The organism is Pectobacterium sp. HCp5_1 (genome assembly GCF_032905925.1).
Taxonomy (GTDB): domain Bacteria; phylum Pseudomonadota; class Gammaproteobacteria; order Enterobacterales; family Enterobacteriaceae; genus Pectobacterium; species Pectobacterium brasiliense_A.
The window spans coordinates 1-17,159 of sequence record NZ_JAUMIO010000052.1 but is presented as its reverse complement, the minus strand read 5'-3'; the positions used below and the strand labels follow the sequence as shown (position 1 = coordinate 17,159).

Below are 17,159 nucleotides of genomic sequence, written 5' to 3'. Positions count from 1 at the left end.
TGAAACAGCATGAAGGAAAAAAAGATAGCATAGCGGGCAAACGACAATGTGCCGGATGGTCAGGAGATTTTCGTAGCGAGGTTATCTTTGGTTAATTCATCAACAAAGTAGAATCCCGCCCTGCCCTATCAGGTATATTAGCGGAACGATCTGCGTAGCGATTTTTCGCTATTGTTATATACCCACCATAAATAATATTAAACAAATCCACCTGCTGTTGATGTGTAATCACGCCAATTTTTTCTTTGTACTCTTTAACGAAAGTGGCGGCGGCACCGCCCTTTAACCCAGCCCCTGTCGCGATTAAACTCGCTTTTTCACTCCCAATACTACTCTGAGCATATCCGAATAAATTTCGCCCTTGGTTCTCTTCCCCATATCATAGCCTCGCCCCAACGTCACACCAGATTTATCATTTCCTGGCCAGTGAATGACTCGGCTAAAATCACGACTATTAGGTATATCATTCCCTTCACCATCAAAGGTTATTTGTCCTTGAGGTACTCTTAGCATTGAGTAAATTCCTTTTCATTAATACGAAGCATCAATATGCGAAGTTAATTAGCATCTCTTTGGTTAGTGATTAATTAGTTAATAAAACAGCCATGAATAACATAATTATCAATGGCTGTATGTTTTATTGCCAAATAAAACTAAATACCACTATCATTCCAGATACTATAACCTGATGTTCCCGCAACTTTGTGCTCCCATGATATGGAATTATATTTTAATAAAACCTTCTCGTATGGCATGACGTCATTGTCATTAATCGAATGCGGATAACTACAAGAAATATCAACAATGCGTGCATCTGTTAATTTAATGACATAAAACAGCTCTAATTGCCCAGCGGCATTTATCCTATACAAAAAGAAATTTGCACTTAGCTTTTCATTGGAAGAGGTAGAAACACCAAGCAACGGTGACGATTTATCAATAAGTTTAATTATTTCAACGGGGTGACAGGATAGATTATCAGCATGACTCATTGAGTGATTTAAACTTAACACCTGAATCTGATCTTCATGACCAATTTGGCTTCTATTACCAATTGACTGTAATGTTGAACAGCCAGAAGAAATTAATCCTTGCTTATCACCCGTCAACTCTAAATAGATAATACTCGACATTTTTAGCAGCCTCTAAGAATAAATCTAATCAATGCACCGATGGTGTATCAAGCTTGAGTGAAAGTTTTCGCCCATCCGACGTCTTCATTTCCACAAGATTACTTTGAGTCACCTGCATCAGAGAAAGGCATAGTTTCATCATCAATGCGAGTATTTCTTCAGGAGGTAACGAACTATTAATAAGGCTACTCTTTAATTGTTCATCTAACTGAATGACAAGTTTTTCTTTATTTTTCATACTCGGTCTCCATGTGTTATTCCATTTTTCACCAAACTAACCGAGAAAATAATTATTAGCAAGATTTAAAGAAATTAGAAAAATAAACAATTAATTTGAAAGTAATAATAACGAACTACAATTAGATTGATTCAACGACGCCTTGAGACACCTGCTGAAGAAACGTTAAACCCGCTTGAGAAAAACCCGTGAACTGCGTTGCCATAAAGAAATGCCATCCCTGTTGCTATCAGATGACATAAAGATAACGCCGCCGACGGTGAAACACCATCGGCGGCGTTAGGGGAGCACTCAACGTTTAACCGCTAACTTAACCCGCTAAAAAGAAACGGAACGCGGGGTTATTGGTTTCATCGTGACATTCATAGCCGAGCGCCTGTAGGTGCTGATCGAATTCCCGATCGCCTGCATCCAACTCGAACGCGGCCAGCACGCGACCAAAATCCGTGCCGTGGCTGCGGTAATGGAACAGTGAAATATTCCAGTGCGCCCCCAGCGTATGCAGGAACTTCAGTAATGCGCCCGGTGACTCTGGGAACTCAAAGCTGTACAGCCGCTCCTGGAGCGGTTTGGAAGGGCGTCCGCCGACCATATAACGAACGTGCAGCTTCGCCATTTCATCATCGGACAAATCCACCACTTCATAACCGTCTGCGGACAGCTCGGCGATAATCTCCTGCCGCTCCGCATAGCCACGCGTCAGACGCACACCGACAAAAATGCAGGCATCTTTGGCATCCGCATAGCGGTAGTTGAATTCGGTAACGGAACGACCGCCCAGCAGTTGGCAAAACTTCAGGAAGCTGCCCTGTTTCTCGGGGATCGTCACGGCCAGCAAGGCTTCGCGCTGTTCACCCAGCTCGCAGCGCTCAGAAACGTAGCGTAACCCGTGGAAGTTGACGTTCGCGCCGGACAGAATATGCGCCAGACGTTCACCCTGAATCTGATGCTGTTGGATGTACTTTTTCATCCCCGCCAACGCCAGCGCGCCGGACGGTTCAGCAATTGCGCGGACATCCTCAAACAGATCTTTCACTGCCGCACAGATGGCATCGCTGTCGACGGTAATCACGTCATCCAGATATTCCCGACACAGGCGGAACGTTTCATCGCCGATGCGTTTCACTGCCACGCCTTCGGCAAACAGCCCGACACGCGGCAGATCGACCGGTTGCCCGGCATCCAGCGCCGCGCGCAGACAGGCGGAATCTTCCGCTTCTACGCCGATCACCTGAATCTGCGGCATCAGCTGTTTGATCAGTACGGCAACACCTGCCGCCAAACCACCACCACCGACCGGGACAAACACGCGATCCAGATGCGCATCCTGCTGTAGTAATTCCATCGCCAGCGTGCCCTGTCCCGCAATCACCGCAGGGTGATCGAACGGCGGCAGAAAGGTCATATGTTGCTGTTGTGACAGCTCAATCGCCTTCGCCTTGGCTTCATCAAAGTTGGCCCCGTGTAGCAGCACTTCGCCGCCAAAACCGCGCACGGCATCTACTTTGATATCAGCCGTCGCCACCGGCATCACAATCAGCGATTTTATCCCCAGCTTGGTGGAAGAGAGCGCAACACCTTGCGCATGGTTACCGGCTGACGCCGTCACCACGCCGTGCGATTTCTGCTCATCGCTCAGACCTGCCATCATCGCGTACGCGCCACGCAGCTTGAAGCTGTGCACCGCGTGCCTATCTTCACGTTTTACCAGAATGACATTACCCAGCCGCGAAGAGATCTTTTCCATCTTCTCCAGCGGTGTGACCTGCGTGACTTCATACACTGGCGATCGCAAGATCGCCCGCAGGTACTCCGCGCCTCCCGGCGCGGCAGGAAGAGGTTGTGACACAGCCATCAGCATTAGCCTCCCAGCTTGCTTTTATCCCGCACCGCGCCTTTATCCGCGCTGGTTGCCAGGCTAGCGTACGCACGCAACGCAAAAGACACCTGACGTTCACGATTATGCGGCGTCCAGGCCTGCTCGCCTCTCGCCTCTTCCGCTGCGCGGCGGCTTGCTAACGCATTGTCATCCAGAACCAGCGCAATGCTGCGGTTCGGAATATCAATCGCGATGATGTCACCGTCCTGTACCAGTGCAATCGTGCCGCCGCTAGCTGCTTCAGGAGACGCATGGCCGATAGACAGACCAGAAGTACCGCCGGAGAAGCGTCCGTCAGTGATCAACGCACAGCTTTTACCCAAGCCCATCGATTTCAGGTAGGTGGTCGGATACAGCATTTCCTGCATACCCGGTCCGCCTTTCGGCCCTTCATAACGGATCACAACGACGTCACCCGCCACGACTTTACCGCCCAGAATCGCTTCTACTGCATCATCCTGGCTTTCATAAACTTTTGCCGGACCGCGGAAGACCAGACTCCCTTCATCCACGCCTGCGGTTTTCACGATACAGCCATTCTCTGCCAGATTGCCGTACAGCACGGCCAACCCGCCATCCTGACTGTAGGCAAATTCACGGGAACGAATACACCCTTCCTGACGATCGGTATCCAGTGAATCCCAGCGACAATCCTGAGAAAACGCTTTGGTCGTACGGATACCCGCCGGGCCGGCGGAATACATGCTCTTTACACTCTCATCCTGCGTCAGCATCACGTCGTAGGCTTCCAGCGTTTCCGGCAGTGTTTTGCCCAGCACGTTGTTCACTTCACGGTTTAGCAAACCCGCTCTGTCCAACTCGCCCAGAATACCGATCACGCCGCCCGCGCGGTGCACGTCTTCCATGTGGTATTTCTGCGTGCTCGGCGCCACTTTACACAGATGTGGCACCTGACGTGACAGCCTGTCGATATCGGTCATGGTGAAGTCCACCTCACCTTCCTGCGCCGCGGCTAACAGATGCAGAACGGTATTGGTGGAACCGCCCATCGCGATATCCAGAACCATGGCGTTTTCAAATGCGGCTTTATTAGCGATATTGCGTGGCAGCACGCTCTCGTCATTCTGCTCGTAGTAACGCTTAGCCAGACCGACAATGCGTTTGCCTGCGTTCAGGAACAGCTGTTTACGGTCAGCATGCGTCGCCAGCAGAGAACCGTTACCCGGCTGAGACAGCCCCAGCGCTTCGGTCAAACAGTTCATGGAGTTAGCGGTAAACATACCGGAACAGGAGCCACAGGTCGGACAGGCTGAACGCTCCACCTGCTCGCTCTGCTCATCCGAGACTTTCGGATCTGCGCCCTGAATCATGGCATCCACCAGATCCAACTTGATGATCTGATCGGATAATTTGGTTTTTCCCGCTTCCATCGGGCCACCCGAAACAAAAATCACCGGAATATTCAGACGCAGCGACGCCATTAACATCCCTGGGGTGATTTTGTCGCAGTTGGAAATACACACCATGGCATCCGCACAGTGGGCATTGACCATGTATTCCACGGAGTCGGCGATCAGTTCACGGGAAGGCAGGGAATAGAGCATGCCGCCGTGTCCCATCGCGATACCGTCATCAACTGCAATGGTGTTAAATTCTTTCGCGACGCCGCCGGAGGCTTCGATCTGCTCGGCAACCAGTTTACCCAGATCGCGCAAGTGCACATGGCCCGGCACGAATTGGGTGAAGGAGTTGACCACTGCGATAATCGGTTTACCAAAATCGTCGTCGGTCATCCCGGTGGCGCGCCACAAGGCTCGGGCACCGGCCATATTACGGCCGTGAGTGGTTGTGGCTGAACGGTACTTAGGCATGCTCTGTTACTCCAAAAATTACGAATTTGGCGATGACGGAACGTGTCACCGCCTGACTATCTGTCTTTATACCCGTTATATTTCAAGCTGCATGTGCGTTGGCATTCCTCACTCACATCAGTCACTTACTGATGTAAGCTCCTGATGATTCGCTACGTCGCCGCCTTCCTGCAACTCGAACTATTTAGGGTATATAATTTAATGATTTATCGGATCCAACCAGCCCCATTTATCTTCGGTTTCACCCGTAAAGAGGCCAAAGAACGCCTGCTGCAAGGCTTTGGTGACCGGTCCGCGTTTGCCAGCACCGACCTGAATACCGTCGACGCTGCGCACGGGGGTAATTTCTGCCGCCGTGCCGGACATGAAGACTTCATCCGCCAGATACAGTGACTCGCGGGATAGCACCTGTTCACGCACTTCATATCCCGCATCTTTCGCCAGCTTGATGATAGCGTCACGCGTAATGCCCGGCAGCGCCGAAGAGGTAAACGGCGGCGTGAAGATAATACCGTCCTTCACTTCAAACAGGTTCTCACCCGCACCTTCAGAAACATAGCCGTGGACATCCAACGCGATCCCTTCCTGATAGCCGTGGCGGCGTGCTTCGCTACCCACCAGCAGGGAGGATAGATAGTTGCCGCCCGCTTTCGCGGCGGTTGGAATGGTATTTGCCGCCACACGATGCCAGGACGACACCATCGCATCAATACCGGCTTCCAGCGCTTCTTCACCCAGATACGCGCCCCACGGGAAAGCCGCGATGATGACGTCGGTTTGATAACCGTCTGGCGGGTTAACGCCCATACCCACATCACCAATGAACACCAGTGGACGAATATACGCGCTGGTCAGGTTATTTTTACGCAGCGTTTCACGACAGGCTTCCATCAGCTCATCTACGCTTTGTGCGACGGGCATACGGTAAATTTTTGCCGAATCACGCAGGCGCTGCATGTGCTCACGGTGACGGAAAACCACCGGCCCCTTATGTGAATTGTAGCAACGAACGCCTTCAAAGACGGAGGTGCCATAATGCAGGGCATGCGACATGACGTGTACTTTTGCTTCAGCCCATGGAACCATCTCGCCATTGAACCAAATGTAGTCCGCTTTTTTTGTCATTCTTCTTTTTCCTTATTCTTTTGCGTTAGGCGCTGATCTGCTGTGATGTCGTCATCGGTTGAATGTCAACGCAGGCAATATCCAACAGCTTGCTCAATTGCGTTGACAATAAATCCACCGAACGATGGCTGGCAACGGTCAGTTCAATATTAATGTGATCGGCATTGGTGGTTTGCACCATATTCATCGCGCAAACCTTGAAACCGCGATGGCGGGTAACACGCAATACACGCTCCAGAACCTCGGGACGAAAGCGCGCCTGAATCGAAAGTTGATGGTGTGTCATTCTGTTGTCTCCAGCACTTATTCTGTGTAAGTCGGCCATTATTCGGTGTTGTCGAGCCTATTCGGTTTTATCGAGCATCGTTTCGTTACCTGCACCCGGCGGAACCAGTGGCCAGACGTTTTCATATTCATCGATCGATACGTGCAGTAAATAGGGTCCTTCGCTGTTAAACAGGGCGTCCAGCGCGACATCAATTTGATCTTTACGTGTGATGCGCTGGCCGGGGATATCAAACGCGCTTGCCAGCGTCAGGAAATCAGGGTTATCGGAGAGGTCGGTTTCACTATAACGTTCATCAAAGAATAACTGCTGCCACTGACGCACCATGCCTAACCGTTGGTTATCCAGCAGCACGATCTTCAACGGCAGCCGTTTTCGCTTGATGGTGCCCAACTCCTGAACGTTCATCATGAAAGAGCCGTCGCCGGAAATGCAGATAACCATATCATCTGGGCGCGCAACCTGTGCGCCTACCGCAGCGGGTACGCCGAAGCCCATCGTGCCGAGGCCGCTGGAGGTGATGAAATTCTCAGGGCGGCTGAACGTCATATGCTGTGCAGCCCACATTTGGTGCTGACCCACATCGGTCGTCACCACGGTATCCGCATCCATTCGCTCGGAGATCGTTTTCAGCAGCGCAGGCGCATAAATCGCCTGACCAGGATGATCATAACGCCACGGGTATTCCGCCTTCATCATGGTCGCCTGCTGGCGCCACGCGCTGACGTTCAGCGGCTGTTGCAGCGCAGGTAATATCGCGTTCAGATCGCCTTGCAACGCGACATTAGCATGACGCAACTTGCTTAGTTCCGCTGGGTCGATATCCATGTGAATCACGCTGGCGTGAGGCGCGAAGGCGTTCAGCTTGCCGGTCACGCGGTCATCAAAACGCGCCCCAACGGCGATTAACAAATCACACTCCTGCACAATCAGGTTCGCCGCCTTCGTGCCGTGCATACCAATCATACCGAGGTAATAGGGATGATTGGCATCCACGGCACCCAGCCCTTTCAGCGTCGAAACGGAAGGGATATCCGTTACGCTCAGGAATTCACGCAGTGCCGGAACCGCATTCGCCATGCCAACACCGCCGCCAACGTACAGCACGGGTTTTTGCGCTTTCGCCAACAGGGCATATGCCTGCGCGATATCTTGATCGGGGAAATCGACATCGTTAGCAACGGGCGCAAAGTTTGGGGTGAAATCCCCCATCGCCAGCTGAATATCTTTAGGAATATCGACCAGAACAGGGCCTGGGCGGCCGCTGTTGGCAATCGCGAACGCTTCTGCCATCACTTCCGGCAGTGATTCGATAGACTCAACCAAAAAGCTGTGTTTCGTACAGGCCAGAGACAGCCCCAGCACGTCGATCTCCTGGAAAGCATCGGTACCAATCAGCGCCGACCCAACCTGTCCGGTGATCGCTACCACAGGCACAGAATCCAGCAGCGCATCGGCCAAACCGGTGATCAGGTTTGTTGCCCCCGGGCCGGACGTCGCAATGCAGACGCCCACGTTACCCGTTGAGCGGGCATAGCCAATCGCCGCCATCACCGCGCCTTGCTCGTGGCGACACAGCAGGTGTTTAACGCCGCCGTCATAAAGTGCATCGTAGACTGGCATTATCGCGCCCCCTGGATAACCAAAAACGGTTTCCACTCCCTGCGCTCGCAACGCTTGAACCACCCACTGTGCTCCATTCATAGTTATTTCCCCGACATCTTATGGGAATAACAGAATTTTATGCTGATGTTCATTTTCTGTTCCTTTCCGTTATAGATTACGCCCAACAAAAAACCCCCGACCTTTCGGTGCGGGGGTTTTCTTGAATTAGGCCTTGATTTCTAAGCCATTCTTCGTCCAAGTGCAGCCCCGCACGGTGGGATAATAATCACCACCACGCTAATCACGACTAGGCTAATCACTAGGGATAGGGCTTTCATAATAGGTTGTTCATTAATCTTCTGTCGAACGAATGCCTACAGAGTTATCACAGTAAGACATGGCCTGACAACAATTTTTTTTCATTGCCACCCGTAAGGATTACCTATGATACGAGAAAAAATACAACGTAATCATAAGGTAGACGCGCATCAAATTATTTTCGCCCGTTGGCGTAAAAATGAGCGTTGTAAGAGAAACGTGACAGATGAAAACGAGAGTCGTCGATCGGCGGATAGCATTAAGCCATCGGTTCACCCTACATAATTGCGGCGCATCACGCACAAATTTTACTCATTACTGAAACAGAGGATTATTTCATGACATCGCCGCGCAGAGTGGCGAAGACGGTCTCTACTTCTTCTCCCTTGCCAGACATGATGCAAACCATCAGCAAAGGGGAAATAGCATGTCATTGGCAGTTACCTATACTCGGGCAATGATTGGTGTACAAGCACCGGACGTTTATATCGAAGTTCATATCAGCAGTGGGCTACCAGCCCTAACGCTGGTGGGCTTACCAGAAACCACCGTCAAGGAAGCGCGCGATCGCGTACGCAGCGCTCTCATCAATTGCGGATTTACGTTTCCGGCAAAGCGCATCACGGTCAATCTCGCCCCCGCAGACCTGCCAAAAGAAGGAGGACGCTACGATCTGCCGATTGCTCTGGCGATTCTGGCAGCCTCTGAACAAATCGATGGTGAGAAGCTAAGCCGCTACGAGTTTCTTGGCGAACTCGGCCTGTCTGGCACCTTACGTGGCATCAATGGCGCGATTCCCGCTGCATTGGAAGCCATCAAATCAGGCCGCCAGCTTATCCTTCCAGATGACAATAAACGGGAGATGACCCTGATACCACAGGGTGAAGCGCTAATGGCCGGGCATTTGTTGGACGTGTGTGCTTTTCTCAGTGGAGAAGAGGAATTGCTCAGTTGCTCCGACATGACGCCCGTTCCACCGATCGAGGAAGATACGCTCGATCTGAAGGATATCATCGGTCAGGAACAGGCTAAACGCGCGTTAGAAATCGCGGCGGCAGGAGGCCACAATCTGCTCTTGCTGGGGCCCCCAGGAACCGGGAAAACCATGCTGGCAAGCCGATTAGGCAATCTGATGCCACCATTAAGCGATGAAGAAGCGCTGGAAAGTGCCGCCATCAACAGCCTAATTAACATTGATGCCACCATGACGCGCTGGCGAGCCAGACCATTCAGAGCGCCTCACCATAGTTCCTCCATGGCTGCGCTCGTGGGCGGAGGGTCACTGCCCAAACCCGGAGAAATCTCGCTCGCCCACAACGGTGTACTATTTTTGGACGAATTACCGGAGTTTGAGCGACGCGTACTGGACTCACTACGAGAGCCTCTGGAGTCCGGTGAAATTATCATTTCCCGCACTCGGGCTAAAGTGTGCTATCCAGCACGGGTGCAGCTCGTCGCCGCAATGAATCCCAGCCCCTCAGGACACTATCAGGGTGTTCATAACCGGTTGCCGGCACAACAAATCCTGCGCTATCTCAGCAAACTTTCCGGTCCCTTTTTGGATCGCTTTGACCTTTCAATCGAAGTCCCTTTGCTACCACCAGGGGTTTTATCTCAGCAGCATTATCAAGGCGAAAGCAGCGCGACAATTCGTGAGCGCGTACTGATCGCACGGCAGATACAGCTGAAGCGGGCAAATAAAATCAACGCGCTACTCACTTCACGTGAAATAGAAAAACACTGCGGATTGGAGATGGCTGATGCGACCTATTTGGAAGAGGTGATGAACAAACTTGGCTTATCCGTACGTGCCTGGCACAGGATCTTGAAAGTCGCGCGTACAATCGCTGACCTCGGCGGTCGGGATAATATTGAAAGAAAACACCTTGCCGAAGCGCTGAGCTATCGCTGTATGGATCGCTTGCTCATCCAGCTCCACAAAAACCTTGAATAGCGAGAGCATCACATTTGTTCGCCACAAAAGGAAATGGGGCGTTAGCCCCATTCTTAATTAATCATCGCTTTCAGTGTATTCTTCCACTGCATCCATCTGCGGCTTACCACCAGACAACGTATGGAAGCGTTTAGGACGACGAATACGATCCAGATATTTGGACCAGATTTTTTCCAGTTCCGTTTCCGCTTTACGTTCGCCGCGACACATTGCAACAAACGATGTCTCTTCCTCCGTCACTGGCTCACGTTTACCCAAATCCAGCTCGTTAAACGCGTAGCCGTGGCGTTCCAACAATTGTGCTTCTTTAATCGTAAAGTCGCCATGTCGGGAAAAACCACGCGGGTAGAACTTGTTATCAAAAAAACGATTAGTGGTAGAGAAGCTTTCTGCCATCTTACACGCTCCTAATTCTTCTATGGTCGTGTTGTTTATGGCGCGGAGTATTAGATAGGCTTGACATTGTGTAAAACAAAACATTTAAATCATTACGACAAAATTTTTTTGGAGATGGGCGTGGATACCGAATTACTAAAAACCTTTCTGGAAGTCAGCAGGACAAGACACTTTGGCCGTGCCGCCGAATCCCTGTATCTCACGCAGTCAGCGGTGAGTTTTCGGATTCGCCAGTTAGAGACGCAGCTTGGTGCCAACCTGTTCACGCGCCATCGGAACAACATACGCCTGACGCCCGCTGGCGAACGGCTTCTGCCCTATGCGGAAAGCCTTATCGGTACCTGGCAGATCGCCAAAAAAGAAGTCGCACGCTCGCAGCAACACAGCCTGCTTTCGGTAGGAGCAACGGCGTCACTCTGGGAGGCCTATCTGACTCCCTGGCTACAATCGCTGTATCAACAGCGCCCGCTGCTCCAGCTAGAAGCGCGCATTGCCTTACGTCACTCGCTGGTAAAACAACTCCATGAGCGTCAGTTGGATCTGTTGATTACGACCGAACAGCCAAAAATGGAAGAATTGGCGAGCCAGCTACTGGGTAACTTCTCCCTTTCGCTGTTTGCAGCAGAAGCACACCCACCCGGACAGGAACTGCCTTATATAAAATTGGAGTGGGGTGCAGACTTTCATCAGCAGGAACATCGCCTATTAGCCAGCGATCAGCTTCCCGTTTTGACAACAACATCGGCCCAGCTGACCCGCCAACTGCTTGAAATAACCGGCGGCTGCGCGTTTTTACCCAGCCATTGGTTACAAACCTATTCCAACCTGCGGATAGTTGGCGACAGTCAGCCCGTCGTGCGCCCGTTTTACGCCGTTTGGTTACAAAACAGCGATCAGCAGACGATGATTCGTCAGTTGCTGAAAACGCCTATTGTGATTAGTCCATGAACTATTTTGCTCACAGCTCACTTAAGCACGTCTGGCTAACCAGAATGTGCTTAACGCCTTCTGTAACCCAATGAAAGCAAACAGCAGGAAACCAATGACGATTTTTGTCCACCATGAGCTCAAGGTGCCGTCAAACGTGATATACGTTTGAATCAGACCTTGAATCAGTACGCCAAACAGGGTGCCCAATACGGTTCCGACACCACCGGTCAGTAGCGTACCGCCGATGACAACGGCAGCGATGGCGTCCAATTCCACACCGCTTGCTGCCAGAGCATAACCCGCGGAAGTGTAGAGAGAGAAAACAATACCTGACAGCACCGCTAACGTACTGGAAAGCATGTAGATATGAATCGTCGTCCGCCTGACGGGCACCCCCATCAGTTCCGCTGAATAGCTGCTACCCCCAATAGCATAAACACGGTTACCGAAACGGGTACGGTGCGCCATCACGATCCCCAGCAGCACCACAATCAACATAACCAGCGCCAGAAAGGTAAACCGTCCTCCATCCGGCATGCGCCATGCTAAACCCGCCAGCTGGCTATAGACCGGATGATCGATTGGAATCGACTCCTGTGAGACGATAAAGCTCATTCCTCGGACAAAGAACATACCCGCCAGTGTGATAATAAAGGCTGGCAATTTGAGCGTGTCGATAATCCATCCCATCAACCCGCCAAACATGGCACCCATCACCAGCGCTATTGCGAACGCAAAGAAAGGATCAATGCCATACGTACCGATCAGTTTGGCCAGTAACACACCAGTAAATGCAATAACTGACCCTACGGAGAGATCGATCCCGCCAGACAGGATGACAAACGTCATCCCAACTGCCACGATCCCCAGAAAGGCGTTATCCGTCAGTAAATCAAAGAAAACTCGCGTCGACGCAAAGCCGGGAAACTGGCTGAGACAGAATAAATAGCCAGCAATAAAGACCAGAATCGTCATCAACAGGGGGAAGTGGCGTTTCAACATTATGTTTTCCTCCTGAACAGGTGATGCAGCGAAATACGCGGAGATTGCATAACCAAAACCAGCAGAACGACGAGTGCCTTCAGAACCAGGTTGAATTCCGGCCGATAGCCAGACAGCAGAATGCCAGTATTCATACTCTGAATAATCAAGGCACCGACGACAGAGAGCAGCAAATTAAAACGCCCCCCAAGTAGCGAACCGCCACCGATCACCACAGCCAGAATCGCGTCTAATTCCAACCAGAGGCCCGCGTTGTTTGCATCCGCCCCACGGATATCTGCCGTCACGATAACGCCCGCTACGGCCGCACACACGCCGCATATGACATAAGCTGCGACCAATACCAGCTTCGTACTCACGCCAGCGTTGCGAGCCGATCGCAAATTAATACCGACTGATTCGATAAATAGTCCAAGCGCCGTTTTACGCGTCAAAATCCACAACGCCAACAGCATCACGCAGGCAATAATCACTGGCATGGGTAGATAGAACAGGGTTCCACTGCCCAACTTAGCCAACCCGGCGTTATCGAACGTGATAATTTGACCTTCGGTAATCAGCTGAGCAATGCCTCGCCCGGCAACCATCAGCATCAACGTCGCCACAATCGGCTGAATCTGTAACACCGCAACCAGAAAACCGTTCCATAGCCCACACAGCGCACCAACCAATAGCGCAACCAGCAGTACAGAAGGAAGCGGATGACCAGCAGCAGTAAGCGTTGCGGCCGTCGCGCCTGCAATCGCCATTACCGCACCAACCGATAAATCGATTCCGCCAGTGGCAATCACTAACGTCATACCTAATGCCAGCAGCGCAACGGGCGCACCGCGATTAAGGATGTCGATAAGGCTACCGAACAAGCGCCCATCCTGAATGTGGAGGGAGAAGAAGTTGGGCGCGACCATGCTATCAATCAGCAGGATGGCAACGAGCGCCAGAAGCTGTGGCACCCCTTTGGTGAACGTTAAGCGGACTTTTTTGGCAGGTTTGACGTTATTATCTGTCATCATCTGCTCCCGTTTGTACTGCGATTGCCTGCATCACTGCGGCAACCGAGATCTCATTATGTTCAAGATGCGCAACGTGCTGCCTGTCACGCAGCACAATGATGCGATCCGCATAACCGGTCAGTTCTTCCAATTCAGAAGAGATCACGAGTAACGCCATCCCCTGCTCACACAGTTTTTCGATCAGGCGAATGATTTCAGCATGCGCACCGACATCGATTCCTCTCGTTGGCTCATCCAGAATCAAGAAGCGTGGTTCTGTTGCCAACCAGCGCGATAGCAGGACTTTTTGCTGATTTCCACCCGATAGATACTGAATTTCCTGCTCTGGACTGGGCGTACGAATCCCTAATAGGCTGATAAATTTTTCAGCGATACGGGTTTGCTCACGTAAGGAAATGGGCTTCAACCAGCCACGTTGCGCCTGAAGCGCCAGAATGATGTTCTCTCGTACCGTTGCCGCACCGACAATGCCGTCAGTTTTGCGATCCTCAGGGCAATAGCCAAAGCCGAGTTTTCCTGCTGCACGCGGCGTGCGAATACTGACTTGTTTGCCATCAACTCTGGCTTCACCGGCATCAGGCACGTTAATACCAAATATCAGCTGCGCGGTTTCTGTCCGGCCGGAACCCAGGAGACCAGCGAGGCCAACAATTTCTCCCGGGCGCACGGAAAGCTCGAAGTCATTAATCGAGCCACGCCGACCATAGTGTTTAAACTGCACGATGGGCTCACCTGAGACGTCACTATGTTCGCCACGCTTCAATAACGTTTCATCAAAACTGTGCCCCAACATCATTTGGACTAATTCAATACGTGGTAATTCTGCGGCAGGCAATGTCCCGACTAATCTTCCATTACGCAAAACGGTAATTCTGTCACTAATGCGATAAACCTGATCCAGAAAGTGCGTCACAAATATCATACCGACTCCGCGGTCGCGCAACGTCCGCAATATATCCAGTAGCATATCGACTTCTTTTGCATCAAGGCTTGCGGTCGGTTCATCAAGAATTAATACTTTAGCGGAAAGATCGATAGCTCTGGCGATAGCGACAATTTGCTGCACTGCGATGGAGTAATTACCAAGCGGATGACTAACATCGATCATCAGTCCATAATTCAATAAAAGTGCTTCGGCCTGATGCAGTATTTTATGTTGATCCACGATGCCCCAGCGTGTGGGCTCACGGCCAATAAATAGATTGGCCGCAACGGACAGATTCGGTAATAGATTGACTTCTTGATAGACTGTACCAATACCCAATGACTGAGCATGAGCCGTATTTACAGGATTAATCGCCATACCATCGAGGATAATTTCACCCGTTGAGCGATGGTAAACGCCAGTCAACGCCTTAATTAACGTTGACTTCCCTGCACCATTCTCTCCTAATAGCGCCACTATTTCGCCGCGATTAAGCGTGAAGTCCACTTGATCTAGTGCTTTTACCCCTGGAAACTCAACGCTCATGCCCCGAATATCTAACAACCGTGTCGTTTCCATCAGCATCACCTATGCGACAACTTAACAAGGCTACATCACACCTGAGCAATATTATGGTAAGTAGGCTGACAATATTCACTGTCCCGTGATTAAACGGTGCAGAAAACATAGCAAGCCCACTTTCCCATATTTATATTTCTGCCAGGTATTTAGCAAAACTTATATCAATGATAAGTCCAAAATATAAATCTCAATAACCAAGGTCTTTCTTGGTTTCATATTCCTGTTTTGCCGTGTCAGGCAGTAATAAACGTGATTCGGTTTGAATGAATTTTTCAGGCTGTTTCCCGTCCTTCTTCATCGCTAATAAAGCATCAAAAGCAGGACCAGCCATATTAGGTGTTAATTCAACGGTAGCATTAGCTTCGCCATTCATCATAGCTTTAAAAATGTCGGGGACACCATCAATGGAGACAACTTTTATTTGTGAACCAGGTTTCAGACCCGCTTCTTTAATTGCCTGAATAGCGCCTATTGCCATGTCATCATTATGTGCATAAACCGCACAGATATTTTTCCCATTCTGCTCAGCTTTAATAAAGCTTTCCATGACTTCTTTACCCTTACTGCGAGTAAAGTCTCCCGACTGTGAGCGAATAATTTTTATCTGCGGATCTGAAGCTATACCGTCAGCAAACCCTTTCTTACGGTTTATCGCAACGCTAGCCCCAACCGTTCCCTGCAACTCAACAACATTACAAGGTTTTCCAGCGGCTTCTTTCACAAGCCACTCCCCTGCCACTTTTCCTTCATAGACACTATCAGAGGCGATAGCAGCGGTGTACAACGATGGATCGCTAACTTCAATCGTTCTATCAAGCAGGAACACTGGAATTTTTGCTTCTTTAGCTTCCTGTAAGACTGGCGCCCAACCTGTCGCGACAACTGGAGCAATAAATATGGCATCTACGCCCTGAGCGATGAACGACCGCACAGCCTTAATCTGATTCTCCTGCTTCTGCTGAGCATCCGCTATTTTTAACGTTATCCCACGCTTCTCGGCTTCCTGCTTTGACACCTTAGTTTCCGCAGAGCGCCATCCTGATTCTGAACCAATCTGGGAAAACCCAACCGTTAAGGGTTTTGCCTGTACGGCACCACATAACGCAGTGCTTACAGCAACAGTTACCAGTAAACGTCTGTACATACTTAAACTCCTTCTGTGTAGTCTTACAGCTACTTAGTCAGATTTCAGGTACAGCATAGCGCTACGAATTTCTGCTGTAGCGCTACCGATGTGATGTTGGCAGGTATCACTAACAAGTGAATGCAACCTGAAGGATCGTTCTGAAAAACAACTTCCTTTCACTCAGGTTGTAGATAGTTTTAGTTCAAATATCGAACAAGGTGAATGAGCAAGTTCACAACCTGGTATTACGGTTATTTTGTGCATATTTACAGCTAAATCAGCACGATCTATCAACAGCACATTAGCGAATTTTATCTATTAAATAACAACACGTTAGATTAATTAGACATCCAGAGGAGAGAAATAACGAAGAAATTGGAAAGAAGGATACGAGACAGGATCGAGCATAAAGTACAGATCAAAAAAAACCCTTCACGATAACGTGAAGGGTTTTATTTGGCAGGGGCGGAGAGACTCGAACTCGCGACACCCGGTTTTGGAGACCGGTGCTCTACCAACTGAGCTACGCCCCTAAATTACGCTTAACATTATGCCTGCTAAAGTTAGCAGGCATAATTTTTAATAAGTGGCGGAACGGACGGGGCTCGAACCCGCGACCCCCTGCGTGACAGGCAGGTATTCTAACCAACTGAACTACCGCTCCACCGAATTTCTCTACAACCACCGGATTACTCCGGCTTACTGCTTAATTTGATGCCTGGCAGTTCCCTACTCTCACATGGGGAAGCCCCACACTACCATCGGCGCTACGGCGTTTCACTTCTGAGTTCGGCATGGGGTCAGGTGGGACCACC

Annotated in this window: 16 protein-coding genes, 2 tRNA genes and 1 rRNA gene; 2 read left to right on the top strand and 17 right to left on the bottom strand. The window is 50.5% G+C overall.

Annotation, left to right across the window (positions count from 1 at the left end; all coding sequences use genetic code 11):
* Nucleotides 1–303: 303 nt before the first annotated feature.
* The 9 genes from Q3A88_RS20770 to ilvL all read right to left on the bottom strand — a co-directional run bounded on the left by Q3A88_RS20770 (nt 304) and on the right by ilvL (nt 8,436).
* Nucleotides 304–513 carry a hypothetical protein gene (locus tag Q3A88_RS20770; RefSeq protein ID WP_317178570.1) on the bottom strand — a complete coding sequence of 70 codons (210 nt, stop codon included), beginning with the start codon at nt 511–513 and terminating at the stop codon, nt 304–306.
* A gap of 140 nt (nt 514–653) precedes the next feature.
* Nucleotides 654–1,133, bottom strand: a complete 480-nt coding sequence (locus Q3A88_RS20765) for an Hcp family type VI secretion system effector (RefSeq protein WP_015842121.1) — start codon at nt 1,131–1,133, stop codon at nt 654–656.
* Between the two features lie 28 nt (nt 1,134–1,161).
* Complete coding sequence (locus Q3A88_RS20760; protein WP_317178569.1) at nt 1,162–1,371, bottom strand: hypothetical protein; 210 nt, start codon at nt 1,369–1,371, stop codon at nt 1,162–1,164.
* Between the two features lie 310 nt (nt 1,372–1,681).
* Entirely contained in the window at nt 1,682–3,226 is a 1,545-nt protein-coding gene (gene ilvA / locus Q3A88_RS20755; protein ID WP_039550147.1) for a threonine ammonia-lyase, biosynthetic, read from the bottom strand.
* A gap of 5 nt (nt 3,227–3,231) precedes the next feature.
* Nucleotides 3,232–5,082: a dihydroxy-acid dehydratase gene (gene ilvD / locus Q3A88_RS20750; protein ID WP_317178568.1), complete on the bottom strand. Its 1,851-nt coding sequence runs from the start codon at nt 5,080–5,082 to the stop codon at nt 3,232–3,234.
* Between the two features lie 198 nt (nt 5,083–5,280).
* Nucleotides 5,281–6,207, bottom strand: a complete 927-nt coding sequence (locus Q3A88_RS20745) for a branched-chain amino acid transaminase (RefSeq protein ID WP_317178567.1) — start codon at nt 6,205–6,207, stop codon at nt 5,281–5,283.
* Between the two features lie 25 nt (nt 6,208–6,232).
* On the bottom strand, nt 6,233–6,493 hold the full coding sequence (ilvM, locus tag Q3A88_RS20740) for an acetolactate synthase 2 small subunit (RefSeq protein ID WP_010294673.1): 261 nt from the start codon (nt 6,491–6,493) through the stop codon (nt 6,233–6,235).
* 57 nt (nt 6,494–6,550) lie between these two features.
* The gene (gene ilvG, locus Q3A88_RS20735; RefSeq protein ID WP_233989506.1) at nt 6,551–8,197 is read right to left on the bottom strand and encodes an acetolactate synthase 2 catalytic subunit; all 1,647 of its coding nucleotides are present in this window, start codon (nt 8,195–8,197) and stop codon (nt 6,551–6,553) included.
* A 140-nt stretch (nt 8,198–8,337) separates the two neighbouring features.
* Entirely contained in the window at nt 8,338–8,436 is a 99-nt protein-coding gene (gene ilvL, locus Q3A88_RS20730; RefSeq protein ID WP_071531109.1) for an ilv operon leader peptide, read from the bottom strand.
* 407 nt (nt 8,437–8,843) lie between these two features.
* Here ilvL and Q3A88_RS20725 point away from each other — a divergent pair, with 407 nt between their 5' ends.
* Nucleotides 8,844–10,370 carry a YifB family Mg chelatase-like AAA ATPase gene (locus tag Q3A88_RS20725; protein WP_110163412.1) on the top strand — a complete coding sequence of 509 codons (1,527 nt, stop codon included), beginning with the start codon at nt 8,844–8,846 and terminating at the stop codon, nt 10,368–10,370.
* A gap of 57 nt (nt 10,371–10,427) precedes the next feature.
* Here the strand turns inward: Q3A88_RS20725 and Q3A88_RS20720 are convergent, their stop codons facing one another.
* Nucleotides 10,428–10,766: a DUF413 domain-containing protein gene (locus Q3A88_RS20720; protein WP_010283921.1), complete on the bottom strand. Its 339-nt coding sequence runs from the start codon at nt 10,764–10,766 to the stop codon at nt 10,428–10,430.
* Between the two features lie 120 nt (nt 10,767–10,886).
* On the opposite strand from Q3A88_RS20720, the gene hdfR reads away from it, so the two are divergent.
* A complete protein-coding gene (gene hdfR, locus Q3A88_RS20715; protein WP_317178566.1) occupies nt 10,887–11,714 on the top strand; it encodes an HTH-type transcriptional regulator HdfR in 828 nt (275 codons plus the stop codon).
* 21 nt (nt 11,715–11,735) lie between these two features.
* Here hdfR and yjfF read toward each other — a convergent pair whose 3' ends face one another.
* From yjfF to rrf, 7 genes are all read right to left on the bottom strand, one after another.
* Complete coding sequence (gene yjfF, locus Q3A88_RS20710) at nt 11,736–12,698, bottom strand: galactofuranose ABC transporter, permease protein YjfF (RefSeq protein ID WP_010294682.1); 963 nt, start codon at nt 12,696–12,698, stop codon at nt 11,736–11,738.
* Nucleotides 12,698–13,708, bottom strand: coding sequence for a galactofuranose ABC transporter, ATP-binding protein YtfT (gene ytfT / locus Q3A88_RS20705; RefSeq protein WP_010283927.1), 1,011 nt, complete (start codon nt 13,706–13,708; stop codon nt 12,698–12,700). The genes yjfF and ytfT overlap by 1 nt, the downstream gene beginning before the upstream one ends.
* On the bottom strand, nt 13,698–15,215 hold the full coding sequence (gene ytfR / locus Q3A88_RS20700) for a galactofuranose ABC transporter, ATP-binding protein YtfR (protein ID WP_317178565.1): 1,518 nt from the start codon (nt 15,213–15,215) through the stop codon (nt 13,698–13,700). The genes ytfT and ytfR overlap by 11 nt, the downstream gene beginning before the upstream one ends.
* Nucleotides 15,216–15,405: 190 nt before the next feature.
* Nucleotides 15,406–16,362 carry a galactofuranose ABC transporter, galactofuranose-binding protein YtfQ gene (gene ytfQ, locus Q3A88_RS20695; protein ID WP_317178564.1) on the bottom strand — a complete coding sequence of 319 codons (957 nt, stop codon included), beginning with the start codon at nt 16,360–16,362 and terminating at the stop codon, nt 15,406–15,408.
* Nucleotides 16,363–16,801: 439 nt separating this feature from the next.
* Nucleotides 16,802–16,877: transfer RNA gene (locus Q3A88_RS20690), tRNA-Trp, on the bottom strand.
* Between the two features lie 54 nt (nt 16,878–16,931).
* Nucleotides 16,932–17,008 (bottom strand) — tRNA-Asp (locus tag Q3A88_RS20685).
* A gap of 52 nt (nt 17,009–17,060) precedes the next feature.
* Nucleotides 17,061–17,159: ribosomal RNA gene (gene rrf, locus Q3A88_RS20680) — 5S ribosomal RNA — on the bottom strand; the annotation flags it as partial.